The sequence below is a fragment of the Pseudomonas sp. R32 genome (assembly GCF_009866705.1).
Classification (GTDB): Bacteria; Pseudomonadota; Gammaproteobacteria; order Pseudomonadales; family Pseudomonadaceae; genus Aquipseudomonas; species Aquipseudomonas donghuensis.
Genome location: NZ_CP019396.1, coordinates 1,122,479 through 1,138,860 on the forward strand (window position 1 = coordinate 1,122,479; position 16,382 = coordinate 1,138,860).

Sequence of the window (16,382 nt, forward strand, 5' to 3'; positions counted from 1 at the left end):
TCCTCTCGATGAATGCGATCAATCGCCTCGCCGCTGTCATTTCTCTCGCCTCCTTGTTGCCCTTGAGTGCTGTTGCTGCCGCTAACGGTACGGTCGAAGTCACCCACTGGTGGACCTCCGGCGGTGAAGCCGCGGCGGTGAAAACCCTCAAGGAACAAGTCGAGAAAGACGGCTTCACCTGGAAGGACAATGCCGTCGCCGGTGGCGGTGGCGCCGCGGCCATGACCGTGCTGAAAAGCCGCGCGGTCGCCGGCAACCCGCCGGGCGCCGCCCAGATCAAGGGGCCGGATATCCAGGAATGGGGCGCGCTGGGCCTGCTCACTGAGCTCGATGATGTCGCCAAAGCCAACAACTGGGATGCCCTGCTGCCAAAGAAAGTTGCGCAGCTCATGCAGTACGACGGCCACTATGTAGCGGTGCCGGTGAACATCCACCGGGTCAACTGGTTGTGGATCAATCCGCAGGTGTTCGACAAGGCCGGTGCCAAGGTGCCGACCACCCTCGACGAACTGTTCGCTGCCGCCGACAAGCTCAAGGCTGCCGGCTTCACCCCGCTGGCCCATGGTGGCCAGCCGTGGCAGGACAGCACCGTGTTCGAAGACCTGGTGCTGAGCATCCTCGGGCCCCAGGGCTATCACCAAGCCTTTGTCGAACTGGACGAAGACACCCTGACCGGCGAAAAAATGATCGAGGTGTTCAAGACCCTGCAACGCCTGGGCACCTACATGGACCCTAACCGCGCCGGACGTGACTGGAACATTGCCGCTGGCGAGGTCATCAACGGCAAGGCCGGCATGCAGATCATGGGCGACTGGGCCAAGAGCGAATGGACTGCCGCCGGCAAGGTCGCGGGCAAGGACTACCAGTGCGTGGCCTTCCCCGGCACCCAGGGCAGCTTCGCCTACAACATCGATTCGCTGGCGATGTTCAAGCTCAAGAACGCGAACGACATCAAGGCCCAGAACGACCTGGCCAAGGTCGCCCTGGAGCCGCGGTTCCAGACCGTGTTCAACCAGAACAAGGGCTCCCTGCCGGTGCGCCAGGACATGGACATGAGCCAGTTCGACGCCTGTACGCAGAAGTCGGCGGCGGACTTCAAGGAAGCGGAAAAAGGTGACGGCCTGCAACCGAGCATGGCCCACAACATGGCGACCTCCCTGGCGGTGCAAGGGGCGATCTTCGATGTTGTCACCAACTTCTTCAACGACCCGAAAGCCGACCCGGCGACGGCGGTCAAACAGCTGAATTCGGCGATCAAGTCGGCCAAGTGATGGTGTAGGCAACGACTCTGCGGGGCTTCATCGCTGGCAAGCCAGCTCCCATAGGGTCGGTGCATGCAGTCCATTGTGGGAGCTGGCTTGCCAGCGATGCGGTGCGCAGCGCCGCCCTTCAACCGAGACTTTCTGATGAGCACTGTTGCCACAATCAACAAGGCCTCACCCCTGGACGCCCTGCAGCGCTGGCTACCGAAACTGGTACTGGCGCCGAGCATGCTGATCGTCCTGGTGGGCTTTTACGGCTACATCCTCTGGACCTTCGTCCTGTCCTTCACCAACTCAAGCTTCATGCCCAGCTACAAGTGGGTGGGCCTGGCGCAGTACGCGCGGCTGATGGAGAACGACCGCTGGTGGGTGGCGAGCAAGAACCTGCTGCTGTTCGGCGGTATGTTCATCGCCATCAGCCTGGTGATCGGCGTGCTGCTGGCGGTGCTGCTCGACCAGCGCATCCGCCGCGAAGGGTTCATTCGCACCATTTACCTGTACCCGATGGCGCTGTCGATGATCGTCACCGGCACCGCCTGGAAATGGCTGCTCAACCCCGGCCTGGGCCTGGACAAGATGCTCCGCGACTGGGGCTGGGAAGGCTTTCGCCTGGACTGGCTGGTGGACCCCGACCGGGTCGTCTACTGCCTGGTGATCGCCGCCGTGTGGCAGGCCTCGGGCTTTGTCATGGCGCTGTTCCTGGCCGGCCTGCGCGGCGTCGATCAATCGATCATTCGCGCCGCGCAAGTCGATGGCGCCAGCCTGCCGAGCATCTACCTGCGTATCGTCCTGCCGAGCCTGCGTCCGGTATTTTTCAGTGCGTTGATGATCCTTGCGCACATCGCGATCAAGAGCTTCGACCTGGTCGCGGCGATGACCGCGGGCGGCCCGGGCTATGCCTCGGACCTGCCGGCGATGTTCATGTACTCCTTCACCTTCAGCCGCGGGCAGATGGGTATGGGCTCGGCCAGTGCGATCCTGATGCTCGGCGCGATCCTGTCGATCCTGGTGCCTTACCTGTATTCGGAACTGAGGAACAAGCGCCATGACTAGGTCCCTCGCTCCCCGCTCATTGAGCCTCAGCCGCCTGGCCATCTATTCGACCCTGATCCTGGCCTGCGCGCTGTACCTGATCCCGCTGATCGTGATGCTGCTGACCAGCTTCAAGTCGCCGGAAGACATCCGTACCGGCAATCTGCTGAGCTGGCCCGAGGTGATCACCGGCATTGGCTGGATCAAGGCCTGGGACACGGTGGGTGGCTACTTCTGGAACTCGGTGAAGATCACCGTGCCGGCGGTGCTGATCTCGACCCTGCTCGGTGCGCTCAATGGCTATGTGCTGTCGATGTGGCGCTTCAGGGGCTCGCAGCTGTTCTTCGGGCTGCTGCTGTTCGGTTGCTTCCTGCCGTTCCAGACCGTGCTGCTGCCGGCCTCGTTCACCCTCGGCAAGCTTGGCCTGGCAAGCACCACCAGCGGCCTGGTGCTGGTACACATCGTCTATGGCCTGGCCTTTACCACGCTGTTTTTCCGCAACTACTACTGCAGCGTGCCGGATGCCCTGGTGCGGGCGGCGCGGCTCGATGGCGCGGGGTTCTTCACCATCTTCGGGCGCATCCTGCTGCCGATGTCGGTGCCGATCATCATGGTCTGCCTGATCTGGCAGTTCACCCAGATCTGGAACGACTTTCTCTTCGGCGTGGTGTTCGCCAGCGGCGACGCACAACCGATCACCGTGGCCCTGAACAACCTGGTCAATACCAGCACCGGGGTCAAGGAATACAACGTCGACATGGCGGCGGCGATGATCGCCGGGTTACCGACCCTGTTGGTCTATGTGCTGGCTGGCAAGTATTTCCTGCGCGGGCTCACGGCCGGCGCGGTCAAGGGGTAAACACAATGGCAACGCTTGAACTGCGCAACGTCAACAAGAGCTACGGCAGCGGCCTGCCGGACACCTTGAAAAACATCGAGCTGTCGATCGACTCCGGCGAGTTCCTGATCCTGGTCGGCCCGTCCGGTTGTGGTAAATCGACCCTGATGAACTGCATCGCCGGCCTCGAACAGATCAGCGGCGGGGCGATCCTGGTGGACGATGCCGACATCAGCGGGATGAGCCCCAAGGATCGCGACATCGCCATGGTGTTTCAGTCTTACGCGCTGTACCCGACCATGAACGTGCGCGACAACATCGCTTTCGGCCTGAAGATGCGCAAGATGCCCGCCGCCGCCATCGATGAAGAGGTGGCACGGGTGGCCAAGCTGCTGCAGATCGAGCATCTGCTCACGCGCAAGCCCGGTCAGCTGTCCGGGGGGCAGCAGCAGCGCGTGGCCATGGGCCGGGCCTTGGCGCGGCGACCGAAGATCTACCTGTTCGACGAGCCGCTGTCCAACCTCGACGCCAAGCTGCGGGTGGAGATGCGCACCGAAATCAAGCTGATGCATCAACGCCTGAAGACCACCACGGTGTACGTCACCCACGATCAGATCGAGGCCATGACCCTGGGCGACAAGGTGGCGGTGATGAAGGACGGGCTGATCCAGCAGTTCGGCACCCCGCAGCAGATCTACAACGATCCGGCCAACCTGTTCGTCGCCAGCTTCATCGGTTCGCCACCGATGAACTTCATTCCCCTGCGCCTGCAACGCCAGGACGGCCGCCTGCTGGCGCTGCTCGACAGTGGCCAGGCGCGCTGCGAGCTACCCTTGGGTATCGAGACGGCGGGCCTGGAGGACCGTGAAGTGATCCTCGGCATTCGCCCGGAACAGATCGCCCTGGCCCCGGCCCAGGCCAATGGTTTGCCGAGTATTCGTGCCGAGGTGCAAGTCACCGAACCCACCGGCCCGGACCTGCTGGTGTTCGTTACCTTGAACCAGACCAAAGTCTGCTGCCGCCTGGCCCCGGATGTACCGACCCAGGTGGGCGACACCCTGAACCTGCAGTTCGACCCGGCGCGGGTGCTGCTGTTCGATGCCGCCACTGGCGAGCGCCTGGGCGTCGCTGCGCCGGTACTGGCCCAGGCGGGCAAGGATAATGTCGCCCAATTCAAGGGCCGCTGAATTCGTTAGAGAACGTAGAAACCCATCGAGAACAATAAAACGAGGAAACAAGGGATGGATCACTTCAAGCGTATCAAGCCACTGGCGCCATTGACCCTGCTGGCGGCCCTGGGCGTCAGTTGCGGGGTGCAGGCGGCCGGCGCCTTTGCCCCGGAGTCGAAATGGATGAGCGGCGATTGGGGCGGTACCCGTACCGAATTGCTGGAGAAGGGCTACGACTTCACCCTCGATTACGTCGGTGAGGTGGCCGGCAACCTCAACGGTGGCTACAACGACGACAAGACTGCCCGCTACAGTGACCAGTTCGCCCTCGGCGCGCACCTGGACCTGGAGAAGATCTTCGGTTGGCAGGATGCCGAGTTCAAGCTGGCGATCACCGAGCGTAGCGGTCGCAACCTGTCCAACGACCGTATCAGCGACCCGCGCGCCGGGCAGTTCAGTTCGGTTCAGGAGGTCTGGGGCCGCGGCCAGACCTGGCGCCTGACGCAGATGTGGGTCAAACAGAAGTACTTCGACGGCGCCCTGGACGTGAAGGTCGGGCGCTTTGGCGAAGGCGAGGACTTCAACAGCTTCCCCTGCGACTTCCAGAACCTGGCGTTCTGCGGCTCGCAAGTGGGCAACTGGGTGGGTGGCATCTGGTACAACTGGCCGGTCAGCCAATGGGCGATGCGGGTCAAGTACAACATAACCCCGGAGTTCTTCGCCCAGGTCGGCGTGTATGAGCAGAACCCCTCCAACCTCGAGACCGGCAACGGCTTCAAGCTCAGCGGCAGCGGCACCAAGGGCATGATCCTGCCGGTGGAACTGGTCTGGTCGCCGCAGGTCAATGGCCTGCCGGGCGAGTACCGCCTGGGTTACTACTACAGCACGGCCAAGGCCGATGACCTGTATGACGATGTCAATGGCCAGCCCCAGGCGCTGACCGGCGCCGCCTTCAAGTCGCATTCGAGCAAGCATGGCTGGTGGGTGGTGGCCCAGCAGCAGGTCACCGCGCACAACGGCGATGCCAACCGCGGCCTGAGCCTGTTCGCCAACTTCACCGTGCACGACAAGGCCACCAACGTGGTGGACAACTACCAGCAGGTGGGCATGGTCTACAAGGGTGCCTTCGATGGCCGGCCCAAGGATGACATCGGCTTTGGCGTGGCGCGCATTCACGTCAACGATGATGTGAAGGATCGCGCGCAACTGCTCAATCAGCAAAGCGGCATCGAGGATTACAACGACGCCGGTTTCGTGCCGATCCAGAAGACCGAATACAACGCCGAGCTGTACTACGGCTTCCACGTCACCAACTGGCTGACCGTGCGGCCGAACCTGCAGTACATCAAGAGCCCGGGCGGGGTCGATGAGGTGGATAACGCGCTGGTCGCCGGGTTGAAGATTCAGTCGTCGTTCTGAGGTGATATGTTGTAAATTTACGCATATTGCGACCGCTGTGCGGTCGATCGCTGGCAAGCCAGCTCCCACATGGGTTGCGCAGATCCTGTGGGAGCTGGCTTGCCAGCGATAGCGTTCCCACTGAATAACAAGAGTTCCCAGCCATGCCAGAGCACCCGCTACAACGTTTCTTCACCTCGCAGAGGCCGCGGCCGACCTTCGAGTGGGAGCGTTACCAGCAGCGCGATGTGCTGATCATCGATCACCCGCAATGCCAGGCGGTGTTCAGCCGTCAGGGTGCGCAATTGTTGCACTTCCAACCGCAGGGCGAGCGCCCGTGGCTGTGGTGTGCGGCGCAGTGGCCGCAAGTTGGCGCCATCCGTGGCGGCGTGCCGGTGTGCTGGCCCTGGTATGGCCGTCATCCCAGCGAAGACATGTGGCCGGCCCACGGCTGGGCGCGCTTGCTCGACTGGAAGCTGATCGACAGCAGCGAAGATGAACACGGCGTGACCCTCAAATGGCGCCTGCAACTGTGCGACTGGCAGGTCGACCTGTTGGCCAGGCTGGGTAAACGCATGGAGCTGCAGCTGAGTACCGAACACCAGGACAGCCAGCCTTGTCAGTTGAGTCATGCTCTGCTGGCTTACTGGCGTATTAGTGACGTTTCTGAGATAGCGCTATCTGGGCTGGAAAACATTGAAGGTTACGACCGTTTGAACCGTCAATCCTGTCGCCAGAAGGGCGCTTTGAAGGTCCACGGCGGTTGCCAGCGGGTGTTTCCCAATGCGGCGACCCTGCAGTTGCACGATCCGGCTTGGCAGCGCCAGCTGTGCATCGATACCGGTGACAGCGAGGATACCGTGGTCTGGCACCCCGGCAGTCGGCCGTTGATGGGTGTCAGTGGCAGCGAAACCCTGGGCTTCGTCTGTGTCGAGGCGGCCAGTGGCAGCAGTGACAGCCTGAGCCTGGCGCCAGGGGAGCAAGCACACCTGCGTTTGCAGGCGCACCTGCTCAGTTGAGTTCGTCGTCGATCGGGTAACGGCTGGCGTTGAGGCTTTCCTTGATTTTGCGCAGGTGCGGCTGGAAGTCGACGCCGCGGCGCAAGGTCATGCCGGTGGCCAGCACGTCGAGCACGGTCAGCTGGATGATTCGCGAGGTCATCGGCATATAGATGTCGGTGTCTTCCGGCAGCGGGATGTTCAGGCTCAGGCTGCTGGCCTTGGCCAATGGCGAGTCGGCGGCGGTCAGGCCGAGTACCGAGGCGCCGTTTTCCCGGGCCAGGCGCGCGACTTCAACCAGCTCGCGGGTGCGCCCGGTGTAGGAGATGATCACGAACAGCTCGCCGGTGTGGGCCACCGAGGCCAGCATGCGTTGCATCAGCACATCGGCGTGGGCCGACACCGCCAGGTTGAAGCGGAAGAACTTGTGCTGGGCATCCAGCGCCACCGGGGCCGAGGCGCCGAGGCCGAAGAAGTGGATCTGCCGGGCCTGGATCAGCATGTCGACGGCGCGGCTGATCAGCTGCGGATCCAGTTGCTGGCAGGCACTGTCCAGCGAGGCGATGGCGCTGCCGAAGATTTTCTGGGTGTAGGACGCCGGATCATCGTCGGCTTCCACTGCCCGGCTGACGTAGGCAGCGCCGCTGGCCAGGCTCTGCGCCAGTTGCAGCTTCAGTTCGGGGTAGCCGCTGACGCCGAACGAGCGGCAAAAGCGATTGACCGTCGGCTCGCTGACCTTGGCGGCCTGGGCCAGGGCGGCAATGCTGAAACGGGTGGCTTGCTGGGGGTTGAGCAGGATGACTTCGGCGACTTTACGCTCAGCCTTGTTCAGCTCTTCGAGGCGGCCCTGGATCTGCTCCAGGAGGTTTCGCACGCGGTCCATGGGTGTTTTCCTTGGGTCGATGAGGCACCCGGCTGGTGACAGCTGCGGGCTTTTGACACGGTGGCCTATCGTACTGATGGCATGGGTGGCACACCACTTGAATCTGTCCACTGGGTAAAATGTTGTGGTTTTTACTACATTATTCCTTGAAAACTGCGATTGAAAACGGTATTTCTACGTCAACTTGATAAAAGAACCAACATCATGGCTTCGATCAGCGTTGAACCCTGCACCTTTGCCCTGTTTGGCGCCCTTGGCGACCTGGCCTTGCGCAAGCTATTTCCGGCGCTTTATCAGCTCGACCGGGCCGATTTGCTGCACGCCGACACCCGCGTGCTGGCCCTGGCCCGCGAGGCGGGCAGCGTTGAACAACACCTGGCGTCGATAGAAGCGCATCTGCGGGAGTTCGTGCCCGCCGGGCAGATCGAGGCGCCGGTGTTGCAGCGCTTCCTGGCCCGCCTGAGCTACCTGCACGTGGATTTTCTCCAGGCCGATGACTATCAGGCCCTGGCCGAGCAGGTTGGCAGCGACAGCCAGTTGATCGCCTACTTCGCCACCCCGGCGGCGGTGTATGGCGGCATCTGCGAGAACCTCGACAAGGTTGGCCTCAGCGCCCGTACCCGGGTGGTGCTGGAAAAACCCATCGGCCATGACCTGGAATCCTCACGGCGGGTCAACGACGCCGTGGCCCAGTACTTTCCAGAAAACCGCGTCTACCGCATTGACCATTACCTGGGCAAGGAGACGGTGCAGAACCTCATTGCCCTGCGTTTTGCCAACAGCCTGTTCGAAACCCAGTGGAACCAGAACTCGATCTCCCACGTGGAGATCACCGTCGCCGAAAAAGTCGGCATCGAAGGGCGCTGGGGCTATTTCGACAAGGCCGGGCAACTGCGCGACATGATCCAGAACCACCTGCTGCAACTGCTCTGCCTGATTGCCATGGACCCGCCCAGCGATCTCTCGGCCGACAGTATCCGTGACGAGAAGGTCAAGGTGCTCAAGGCCCTGGCGCCGATCAAGGGCGAGGGCTTGAGCACGCAAGTGGTGCGCGGCCAGTACATTGCCGGCTACAGCGAAGGCAAGCCGGTGCCCGGTTACCTGGAAGAAGACAACGCCAACGCCCAGAGCGACACCGAAACCTTCGTCGCTCTGCGCGCCGATATCCGCAACTGGCGCTGGGCCGGGGTGCCGTTCTACCTGCGCACCGGCAAGCGCATGCCGCAGAAGCTGTCGCAGATCGTCATCCACTTCAAGGAAACCCCGCACTACATCTTCGCCCCGGAACAGCGTTTGCAGATTGGCAACAAGCTGATCATCCGCCTGCAACCGGACGAAGGTATCTCGCTGCGGGTGATGACCAAGGAGCAGGGCCTGGACAAAGGCATGCAACTGCGCAGCGGGCCCTTGCAGCTGAATTTCTCCGATACCTGGCGTAGCGCGCGGATCCCCGATGCCTACGAGCGGTTGTTGCTGGAAGTGATGCGCGGCAATCAGAACCTGTTTGTGCGCAAGGATGAAATCGAATACGCGTGGAAGTGGTGCGATCAGCTGATCGCCGGCTGGAAACAGTCGGGCGACGCGCCCAAGCCCTATGCCGCCGGTTCCTGGGGGCCGATGAGCTCGATTGCACTGATTACCCGCGATGGGAGGTCCTGGTATGGCGATATCTGAACTGCAACTGCCGGCAACCGTCACGGCACATGATTTCAACACCGCGCCGCAATTGGCCGAAGGGCTGGCCAAGGACGTGGCCGGGCGCCTGAATATGGCCATTGCAGCTAAAGGCCAGGCCACCCTGGTAGTGTCCGGTGGACGCAGCCCGGTGGCTTTCTTTGCGGCGCTGCTCAAGCAGCCGCTGGACTGGTCGAAGGTGCTGGTGACCCTGGCTGACGAGCGCTGGGTGCCGGTCGAGCATGCCGACAGCAATGCCGGCCTGCTCAAGCGCCATTTGTTGACCGGTCCTGCTGCCAAGGCGCGTTTCCTCAGCCTCTATCGCGCCGCAGGCAGTCTTGAGGCCGCTGCGCAGGAAGCCGATCAGGCCCTGGCCGAACTGCCAGGGATCGACGTACTGGTGCTGGGCATGGGCGACGATGGCCATACCGCCTCGCTGTTCCCCAACAGCCCGAACCTTGCCGAAGGCCTTGACCCAAGCAGCCCGCGTCGCTGCCTGGCGATGCGGGCGCCGGCGGTGCCGCATCAGCGCTTGAGCATGACCCGCGCACTGCTGGCCCGTGCCGGCTTTACCGCCTTGTCGGTGCAAGGTGCGGGCAAACTCGCTACCCTGCGCGCCGCGCTGGCCGGCGACGACTCGGCGCAAATGCCGATTCGCGCCTTCTTACAAGACCCTCTGGATATTTACTGGTGCCCATGAGCCAAGGATCTGCCGTTATGACCACGCATGAACTGAAACAGCCGGGAGCTTCCATGGCCGACAAGATTGCCCGGATCGATCAGATCTGCACCCAGGCGCGCATTTTGCCGGTGATCACCATCGCCCGCGAAGAAGACATTCTGCCCCTGGCCGACGCCCTGGCCGCCGGTGGCATCAAGACCCTGGAAGTGACCTTGCGCTCCGCCCACGGCCTCAAGGCCATCCAGGTGCTGCGTGAGCAGCGCCCGCAGCTGTGTATCGGGGCGGGCACGGTACTGGACCGCAACATGTTTGCCGCCGTGCAAGCGGCCGGCGCGCAGTTCGTGGTCACCCCGGGCATCACCCAGGACTTGCTCGAAGCGGGCGTCGACAGCGACATTCCGCTGCTGCCCGGCATCAGCACGCCGTCGGAAATCATGATGGGCTACGCCCTCGGCTACCGGCGCTTCAAGCTGTTCCCGGCCGAGATCAGCGGCGGCGTGGCGGCGATCAAGGCCTATGGCGGCCCGTTCGGCGACGTGCGCTTCTGCCCCACCGGTGGGGTCAATCCGGGCAATGTGAAACAGTACATGGCCCTGGCCAATGTGATGTGCGTGGGCGGTACCTGGATGCTCGACAGCAGCTGGATCAACAACCGCGACTGGGCCCGCATCCAGGCTTGCAGCGCCGAGGCCCTGGCCCTGCTGGACTGAAACCGAATTCGTTGTGTGCTACACGGCTTTGAGGTGCGCTTGGTCGGCGCACCTTTTTTTTTGCCTGTGATTTTGTCGAGGGTGTTGACGCTCAAGGGAAGCATGTCCGGCTGTCGAGATGATCGACCGCGCCGTACGGTTAAAAGGCTGAACGACTTTTAACTGAGGTGCGTTATGCAAGACGAAGAAGTACATGAGGCAGTCGGGTTCCCGCTCAAGTGCGGGTCATACGAAATTGAACGCTATTTGATCGGTGATCAGAACTTCACCCGGGGCTGCTGGCTTGACGGGCAGTCAATCTACGGCGACGTCAACTTCAAGGAGCGCAAATGGCCGACCATCAGCCGGCCGGTTTTTGCCTATCTGGCTTATGTTGATACGCGGGTGATACAGGGTACTGGCAATCAGACCATGGAAGTCACCGCTGCTCAGGGGCATCACCTTTGGTTCTTCAAGGGCACGGCCAAAGACTGTTCCGTGGCGCCGGCGATTGATCAAGTCAATGCGTTTTCAAACCTTCAAACCGGGATGAATTCCGAGCAGGCCTGGGCACCCGCACGGCCGCAAAAACAATCGTTACTCGTCCCGGGTGGCGAGACCTACCTGGTTTATCAGGTGGCACTGGTCTATGCCCATCGCGCATTCGGTGCTGCTGACACTATCGGCAGCCTGTTCAGCTCCAATCATACCTGCGTCACGCGGACTGAGGGGCGAAAGGACTTGTTGTTCCTTTCCTCGGTGACAACCAATCGGCTTTGCGCCCGCGAACTGGATCGAGAGGTGGAACAGCCTCTGTCCAGAGACGATCTGTTCAAATTGATATTGCTCGACAAGTACTCCGCGGCTGTCAATGCCGGCGCCTGGAGTTTTGATATGGACGCGCTTAACGATCCGCGTAAACGCTACTGATCAGCAGGCGTGCCTGGACATTACCGACGTTACCCGTTTTGACAAGGAATTCACCGATGAATCAGCAACCAGCAATACGCGACTTGCCTTTTAAAGAAGGCGCCTATGAAATTGATCGCTACTTGTTTGCAGAAGGCGCTTCCAGTTATGGATGCTGGGTAGAGGGCCTGACAGTAGAAGGTGGTGTCAGCTACCTGGGTTCTTCTTGGAACGTTCAGACACGACCCATCTTTGCTTACCTTGAGTACCTCAGGCCGCTGGTCAACAAGCTCAGTGTTGAACAGACCTTTAAAGTCACTACCCAGCAGGGGATGAGCAAAAGTTATGCGACTGCCGTCTCGAAAACCTACGGCGCTGGGGTAAAGCTGGGGGCGATCAAAATAGGTGCGGAGATCACTGAGGCCAGCGTCTACGGCGAGGCCTTTTCCGAGTCCAGCACTGACGAGTGTTCATTGTCTGTTCCGGCCCATGCGACGAACTATGTTTATCAAGTCAACATGGTCTATGCGCACAAGATGCTGGCGGGCGGCAAGCTTAAACAGGCGGCGGATAACAATCTCGTCGACCTGGTCGTTGATGAATATGATCGCGTGGTTCGAGCAGACCTGGTCTTTCTCACGTCGTTTGCTACGCAGAAAATTGTCATGTTGCCCAGCGACGCATCCATCAATCCCTTCAGCTGGGAGCAGATCAAAAAAGCGGTCCTGTTTGAGGGCTACCAGCACTATAGCGAGCAGGGCGATATCGGTTTCTGGGGTTTTTGACCATCTCAGAGGCTGATGGCCTGTACGCCAGCCACGCCTGAAATCCGGGCGTGGCTGGCTGGGTACTCAAAAGCTGTCGCTGGTGCTGAAGCCCCCACCACCGCTGCTGCTGGAGCTGGAAAAACCGCTACTGCTCGAACTTGAACTACTGGAGCCGGAGCTCGACCAACTGCTCGACGAAGAGCCGCTGGATGACGAGCTGCGCGGCACCAGGCGCCGGCCACTTTGCAGCAGGGTTTCCAGGGCGTGCAGGCTGAGATCGCGCGTCATGTAGTCGGCCAGCAAGCGGTCGAAGCTCAAGCTGGTGTTATAGCTGTAATCGCTGTCCCGGTAGTAATCGGTGCGCAGTGCCCGCTCCAGTTCCTTGGCTCGTTCGTAGTCACGCAGGGCGCGGTCATGCTGGTCGCGCAGGTCCGGCAAGCGCGCCTGTACATCCTGCAGGCGCGGGTACAGTTCCTTGAGCTGGGCGGCGATCTTGTCATCGTTGCTGTCCGGGGTTTTTTGCACTTCGACCAGCAGTTGTTCGATCGTTTGCGCCTGCAGGCGCTCGGTGATGTTCTGGCGGATCCGCAGGTAGTGCGGGTCCTGCTTGCCGGCAAAAGCGGCCAATTGCTGGTGCTGCTCGTTGGCCCGCGCCTTGGCAGCGGCGATATGTTTGTTCAGCGTGGTGTCTTCGCAGGTCAAAGGGTCCATGCCCGCCGCCGTTCGCGCCTGGGCCAGGTGCTGGTCAACCGCGGCTTGCCGCGTGGCAATCAGGGCCAGGCGCTCGCCTTGCTGTTCTTCGTTGCGCGTCTGCATGGCGCGCAGGATCAGCTCGTTGCTGCGGTTACCCTGGTAGTTGACGCGCTTGGCCAGCTTGTTGTCGAGCCAGCGGTGCAGAAAGTTGTAGCGGTACTGGTCGGTGCCGTAATCACGTTTGAGCAGGTGGTAATAGATCGGGTTGGCACTGTAGGAGGGCAGCTTGTCGACGCACTCCTGGCGGATCTCGGCGTAGCCGGTAATCGCTTCGCGATTGGCCTCTTGCGCGGCGAGCAGTTGCTCCTCCAGCTCGCACCAGGCAGGTTCGAGCGCCAGTTGCTCCTTCACCTGGCGCTCGATGCTTTCAATACGCTCGCGCACGGTGTGCTGGCTGGTCAGCGAGGCGGCAATATCGCTTTCGACCTGGGCAAGCTCCGCGCGCAGTTGCACTTCGGCCTCCTGGCGTGCCTGCAATTGCAGCAAGGTGTCCTGGTCGAGGGCCGGGCGATGTTCAAGCTTGAGCGTGACGATATTGCTCAGGCGCGTGAGGATGTCCTGCTCCAGGCGTGCTTCCTGATCGCTCAGGGCCGACAACATCTGTTCGGCACTGCGCAGCAAGGCCTCGCTGCTGCGGGCGTTCTGTGCCACGGTGCTGGTGAGGGTACTAGGCGTCATGTGTTCACCAGTCCAGGATCATGTCAGGGTTGCTTGTGGTGCGCTGGTTGAAGCGCAGGGTCAGCGAATTGGCAGCCTTGCTGCCCATCATGCGCTCATCGACATGGCCGTCGTCGAGCTTGTCCTGCTTGACCTTGAGGTATTCGGCCTGGCTGACGCGCACGCCGAACAAGCGGGTCCAGCGTTGTTTGCCGGTTTCAGAGCTGGTGACCGGGACATTGGCGCTGATGCCAGCCGGGTCGGTGGCCTCGACCACCAGGAACCAGCTCTTGCCTTTGTCGGTGGCCTCGCCGCGGTTGCAACCGGCGGCGTCGTAGCAACGCTCGACCCCGGACTTGATCCCGGTGCGGTCCACGACCTGGATCGTCAGCGCAACGGCCGCGAAGTCGAGCATCTGCTCAAGATGCTTAAGCTGACCTTGGGCCTGGAAGGTGTCCTGGGTGTCCAGGCTGTTGCTGGCTTGCGCGAACAGCGCTTGCAGTTGCGCACGATCGCCAGCGGCCAGGGGCATCGCCTTGAAGCGCTGCAGCAGTTGCTCGCGCAGGGTGAACTGCTCCAGCAAGCTGCTGGTATAAAGGATCTGCTCAGCCAGTTCGTTGACCTGCCGGGTGGCTGTTTTCAGCGTTTTATCGTCCTTGACCTGCAGCAGTTGCTGGTCGGCCAAGCTGGCAAGCTCCTTGAGCTTGGCAAACCGCTTGATGCCTTCCAGGTAGGTCGGTGTGGCCAACAGGCTGGCCAGCTCATCGCGCTGTTTGTAGATGCCCTCGACCGTGGCTAAGGCGTACCGGCTCTCGTACAGGTTGTCGCGGGCCTGCTCGAGCTGCGCCTCACGCTGCTCGACCAGCGCCTTGACGCTGTCGCGGTTGGTCTTGTGGATGAAATCCGGCACATCGCTGGCAAAGCTCTGATCCAGTGGCGGCAAGGTTTGCCGGACGTACTCGAGCAGGCGGCTGACAGCGGCATCGGGCTGTGCCACAGCCTTTTGCTGCAATTGCTCAAGCTTCTCGTGCTGCCGCTGGATGTTGCTGCGCAGGTCTTGATCACGACGAAGCAGCTCACGGGCACTGTTCTGGACTTCCACCGTCACGCCGGTGTCATGGGCGATGCGTGTGCACTGGGTGATCAGCGCCGCGGCAATGAGCGCCAGAAATAGCTTGTAGAGCTGGCTGCGCGCCATTGATGCCTTGCTCAGCAGCCTTTGCCACCCGCTCAGCGGCGGGGCTTCGAACATCAGCCGACGGGCGAAGAACTCGCGCACGCCCTGGTCGATCAGCGCCTCGTCGAAGGCGATGTTGTGGCTCTGGTAGTAGTCACGAATACGCGCCGCGACTTCGGTGCGGCGCTTGGGCAGGTTCAGGTGTTCCTGGAGCTGCATCTGCTGGTGGCGCAATTCGTCGACGAACGCCATCGCTCCGAGCTGTTCGGAGAGTGGAATGCTACTCATCAGGCCGCCTTGCTGAGCAGCGCGGCGAATTTACGTTTGGCATCCTCGACCGCGGCGGCGATGTCGCGCGAAGCGTTGCTCGATTCTGCCCGGTAGGTTTCGGTGAGGCTGTTCATGTCGGTCTGGAACGACAGCGTGGCATCGGCCAGGGCGCGCACCGAATCGACCTTGATGGTCGAGCCGTAGCTGGCCTTGACCGCGGCTTCAAGCTGCTGGTTGCCGGTGCTGCCCAGGGCTTCGAGGCCCTTGCTGATACCGTCAGTGGTGGCGTTGAGGGTATGGGTGGCCTCGGCCAGGCCGCTGTTGGCGGTGAACGACACGGCCAGGCCGGTGAGTACCACTTCGTTGGTCGAGAAGAACGAGACCATGCGCTGGTACTGGCGCTCCTTGATCACGTGCACCTGGTTGATCCGGGCGAAGACCATCTCGGCAGTGTTGTAGCCGACCTTGAGGTCATCGGCGATGTCCTTGACGATCTGGTAGCGCTTGTCTTCATCCTGCAGGGCGCGCACGGCTTCGTCGCGGCGCAGTTCCAGGGCCGCGCGTTGGGCCGGCTCGGCCGATTCGGCGGCGGCGACCTGCTGGTTGGCCTCATTCAGTTCGGCGGTGCGCTGTTCCAGGGCCTGGCCGGCAATGGCCAGCACCTGCTGGGCTTCGACCTCGGCGGCTTTCATGGCCATGCGAAAGTCCATATAGGATTCGAGGATCACCGTCTCGCGGCTGATCTGGTCGTTGGCCGACTTGCACACCTGCAGGTAGTTGTCGCGAATGTCGTTGAAGCGGCTGGGGATCGAGCCGCGGCGCATGTTCATCCAGGCCAGCTTGAGTTTTTCCATGCTGTCCAGGCGCCCGTCGTCCATCCAGCCGGCCATGGCGGCAGCGTCTTCACGGATCGAGGTGAAGCTCTGGGTGATGTCCATGAAGCGGGTGGAGATGTCCATGCCCTCGATCTGCTCGCGAACCATGCCGTTGAAGGCGGTGGACTGCTGCAGAACCGTGGCGATGGAGGTGACCTTGGTGGTGTCGTATTGTGCAACGCGGTCCAGCAACACCAGGACAGGCGCGTCCTGAACGGGGCGAACGAGGTTGATGCCGATGGTGCGCAGGCCGCTCAGTGCCCGCTCGAGGTAGTTGCTCATCGAGTGTCCTTTCATGATGTGCGCGCAGCGCAAGGTAAAGCGAGGAGGGGAGTATACCGGGGCTTGT

15 protein-coding genes are annotated in these 16,382 nt (G+C 61.7%); 11 read left to right on the plus strand and 4 right to left on the minus strand.

Annotation, left to right across the window (positions count from 1 at the left end; translation table 11 throughout):
* Positions 1-8: 8 nt before the first annotated feature.
* The 6 genes from PspR32_RS05130 (at position 9) to PspR32_RS05155 (ending at position 6,718) form a co-directional block, all read left to right on the plus strand.
* Positions 9-1,271 carry an ABC transporter substrate-binding protein gene (locus tag PspR32_RS05130; protein WP_010220173.1) on the plus strand — a complete coding sequence of 421 codons (1,263 nt, stop codon included), beginning with the start codon at positions 9-11 and terminating at the stop codon, positions 1,269-1,271.
* A gap of 135 nt (positions 1,272-1,406) precedes the next feature.
* Positions 1,407-2,315 (plus strand): carbohydrate ABC transporter permease, encoded by a 909-nt coding sequence (locus PspR32_RS05135; RefSeq protein ID WP_010220172.1) that lies wholly within the window; start codon positions 1,407-1,409, stop codon positions 2,313-2,315.
* A complete protein-coding gene (locus tag PspR32_RS05140) occupies positions 2,308-3,153 on the plus strand; it encodes a carbohydrate ABC transporter permease (RefSeq protein WP_100781976.1) in 846 nt (281 codons plus the stop codon). The genes PspR32_RS05135 and PspR32_RS05140 overlap by 8 nt, the downstream gene beginning before the upstream one ends.
* 5 nt (positions 3,154-3,158) lie before the next feature.
* On the plus strand, positions 3,159-4,319 hold the full coding sequence (locus tag PspR32_RS05145) for an ABC transporter ATP-binding protein (protein ID WP_010220170.1): 1,161 nt from the start codon (positions 3,159-3,161) through the stop codon (positions 4,317-4,319).
* Positions 4,320-4,373: 54 nt separating this feature from the next.
* The gene (locus PspR32_RS05150; RefSeq protein WP_010220169.1) at positions 4,374-5,720 is read left to right on the plus strand and encodes a carbohydrate porin; all 1,347 of its coding nucleotides are present in this window, start codon (positions 4,374-4,376) and stop codon (positions 5,718-5,720) included.
* A gap of 143 nt (positions 5,721-5,863) precedes the next feature.
* Positions 5,864-6,718: a D-hexose-6-phosphate mutarotase gene (locus PspR32_RS05155; RefSeq protein ID WP_010220167.1), complete on the plus strand. Its 855-nt coding sequence runs from the start codon at positions 5,864-5,866 to the stop codon at positions 6,716-6,718.
* Here the strand turns inward: PspR32_RS05155 and hexR are convergent.
* Positions 6,711-7,571 carry a DNA-binding transcriptional regulator HexR gene (gene hexR / locus PspR32_RS05160; RefSeq protein ID WP_174242320.1) on the minus strand — a complete coding sequence of 287 codons (861 nt, stop codon included), beginning with the start codon at positions 7,569-7,571 and terminating at the stop codon, positions 6,711-6,713. The two genes, PspR32_RS05155 and hexR, sit on opposite strands and share 8 nt — an antisense overlap.
* A 213-nt stretch (positions 7,572-7,784) precedes the next feature.
* Here hexR and zwf point away from each other — a divergent pair, with 213 nt between their 5' ends.
* The 5 genes from zwf to PspR32_RS05185 all read left to right on the plus strand — a co-directional run bounded on the left by zwf (position 7,785) and on the right by PspR32_RS05185 (position 12,319).
* Positions 7,785-9,254 (plus strand): glucose-6-phosphate dehydrogenase, encoded by a 1,470-nt coding sequence (gene zwf, locus PspR32_RS05165; protein WP_010220164.1) that lies wholly within the window; start codon positions 7,785-7,787, stop codon positions 9,252-9,254.
* Positions 9,241-9,954: a 6-phosphogluconolactonase gene (gene pgl / locus PspR32_RS05170; RefSeq protein WP_010220163.1), complete on the plus strand. Its 714-nt coding sequence runs from the start codon at positions 9,241-9,243 to the stop codon at positions 9,952-9,954. Before zwf ends, pgl begins: the two co-directional genes overlap by 14 nt.
* Positions 9,955-9,971: 17 nt before the next feature.
* The gene (locus tag PspR32_RS05175; RefSeq protein ID WP_010220162.1) at positions 9,972-10,646 is read left to right on the plus strand and encodes a bifunctional 4-hydroxy-2-oxoglutarate aldolase/2-dehydro-3-deoxy-phosphogluconate aldolase; all 675 of its coding nucleotides are present in this window, start codon (positions 9,972-9,974) and stop codon (positions 10,644-10,646) included.
* Between the two features lie 174 nt (positions 10,647-10,820).
* Entirely contained in the window at positions 10,821-11,555 is a 735-nt protein-coding gene (locus tag PspR32_RS05180) for a monalysin family beta-barrel pore-forming toxin (RefSeq protein ID WP_036993986.1), read from the plus strand.
* A 56-nt stretch (positions 11,556-11,611) separates the two neighbouring features.
* Complete coding sequence (locus tag PspR32_RS05185; RefSeq protein ID WP_100781979.1) at positions 11,612-12,319, plus strand: monalysin family beta-barrel pore-forming toxin; 708 nt, start codon at positions 11,612-11,614, stop codon at positions 12,317-12,319.
* 66 nt (positions 12,320-12,385) lie between these two features.
* Here PspR32_RS05185 and PspR32_RS05190 read toward each other — a convergent pair whose 3' ends face one another.
* Genes PspR32_RS05190 through PspR32_RS05200 form a run of 3 tightly spaced genes read right to left on the minus strand, consistent with a single transcriptional unit; the run spans position 12,386 to position 16,315 of the window.
* Positions 12,386-13,732 carry a hypothetical protein gene (locus tag PspR32_RS05190; protein WP_036993989.1) on the minus strand — a complete coding sequence of 449 codons (1,347 nt, stop codon included), beginning with the start codon at positions 13,730-13,732 and terminating at the stop codon, positions 12,386-12,388.
* A 4-nt stretch (positions 13,733-13,736) separates the two neighbouring features.
* Complete coding sequence (locus tag PspR32_RS26310; RefSeq protein ID WP_232531810.1) at positions 13,737-15,176, minus strand: DUF6384 family protein; 1,440 nt, start codon at positions 15,174-15,176, stop codon at positions 13,737-13,739.
* Positions 15,176-16,315 (minus strand): hypothetical protein, encoded by a 1,140-nt coding sequence (locus PspR32_RS05200; protein WP_010220157.1) that lies wholly within the window; start codon positions 16,313-16,315, stop codon positions 15,176-15,178. The genes PspR32_RS26310 and PspR32_RS05200 overlap by 1 nt, the downstream gene beginning before the upstream one ends.
* Positions 16,316-16,382: the final 67 nt, after the last annotated feature.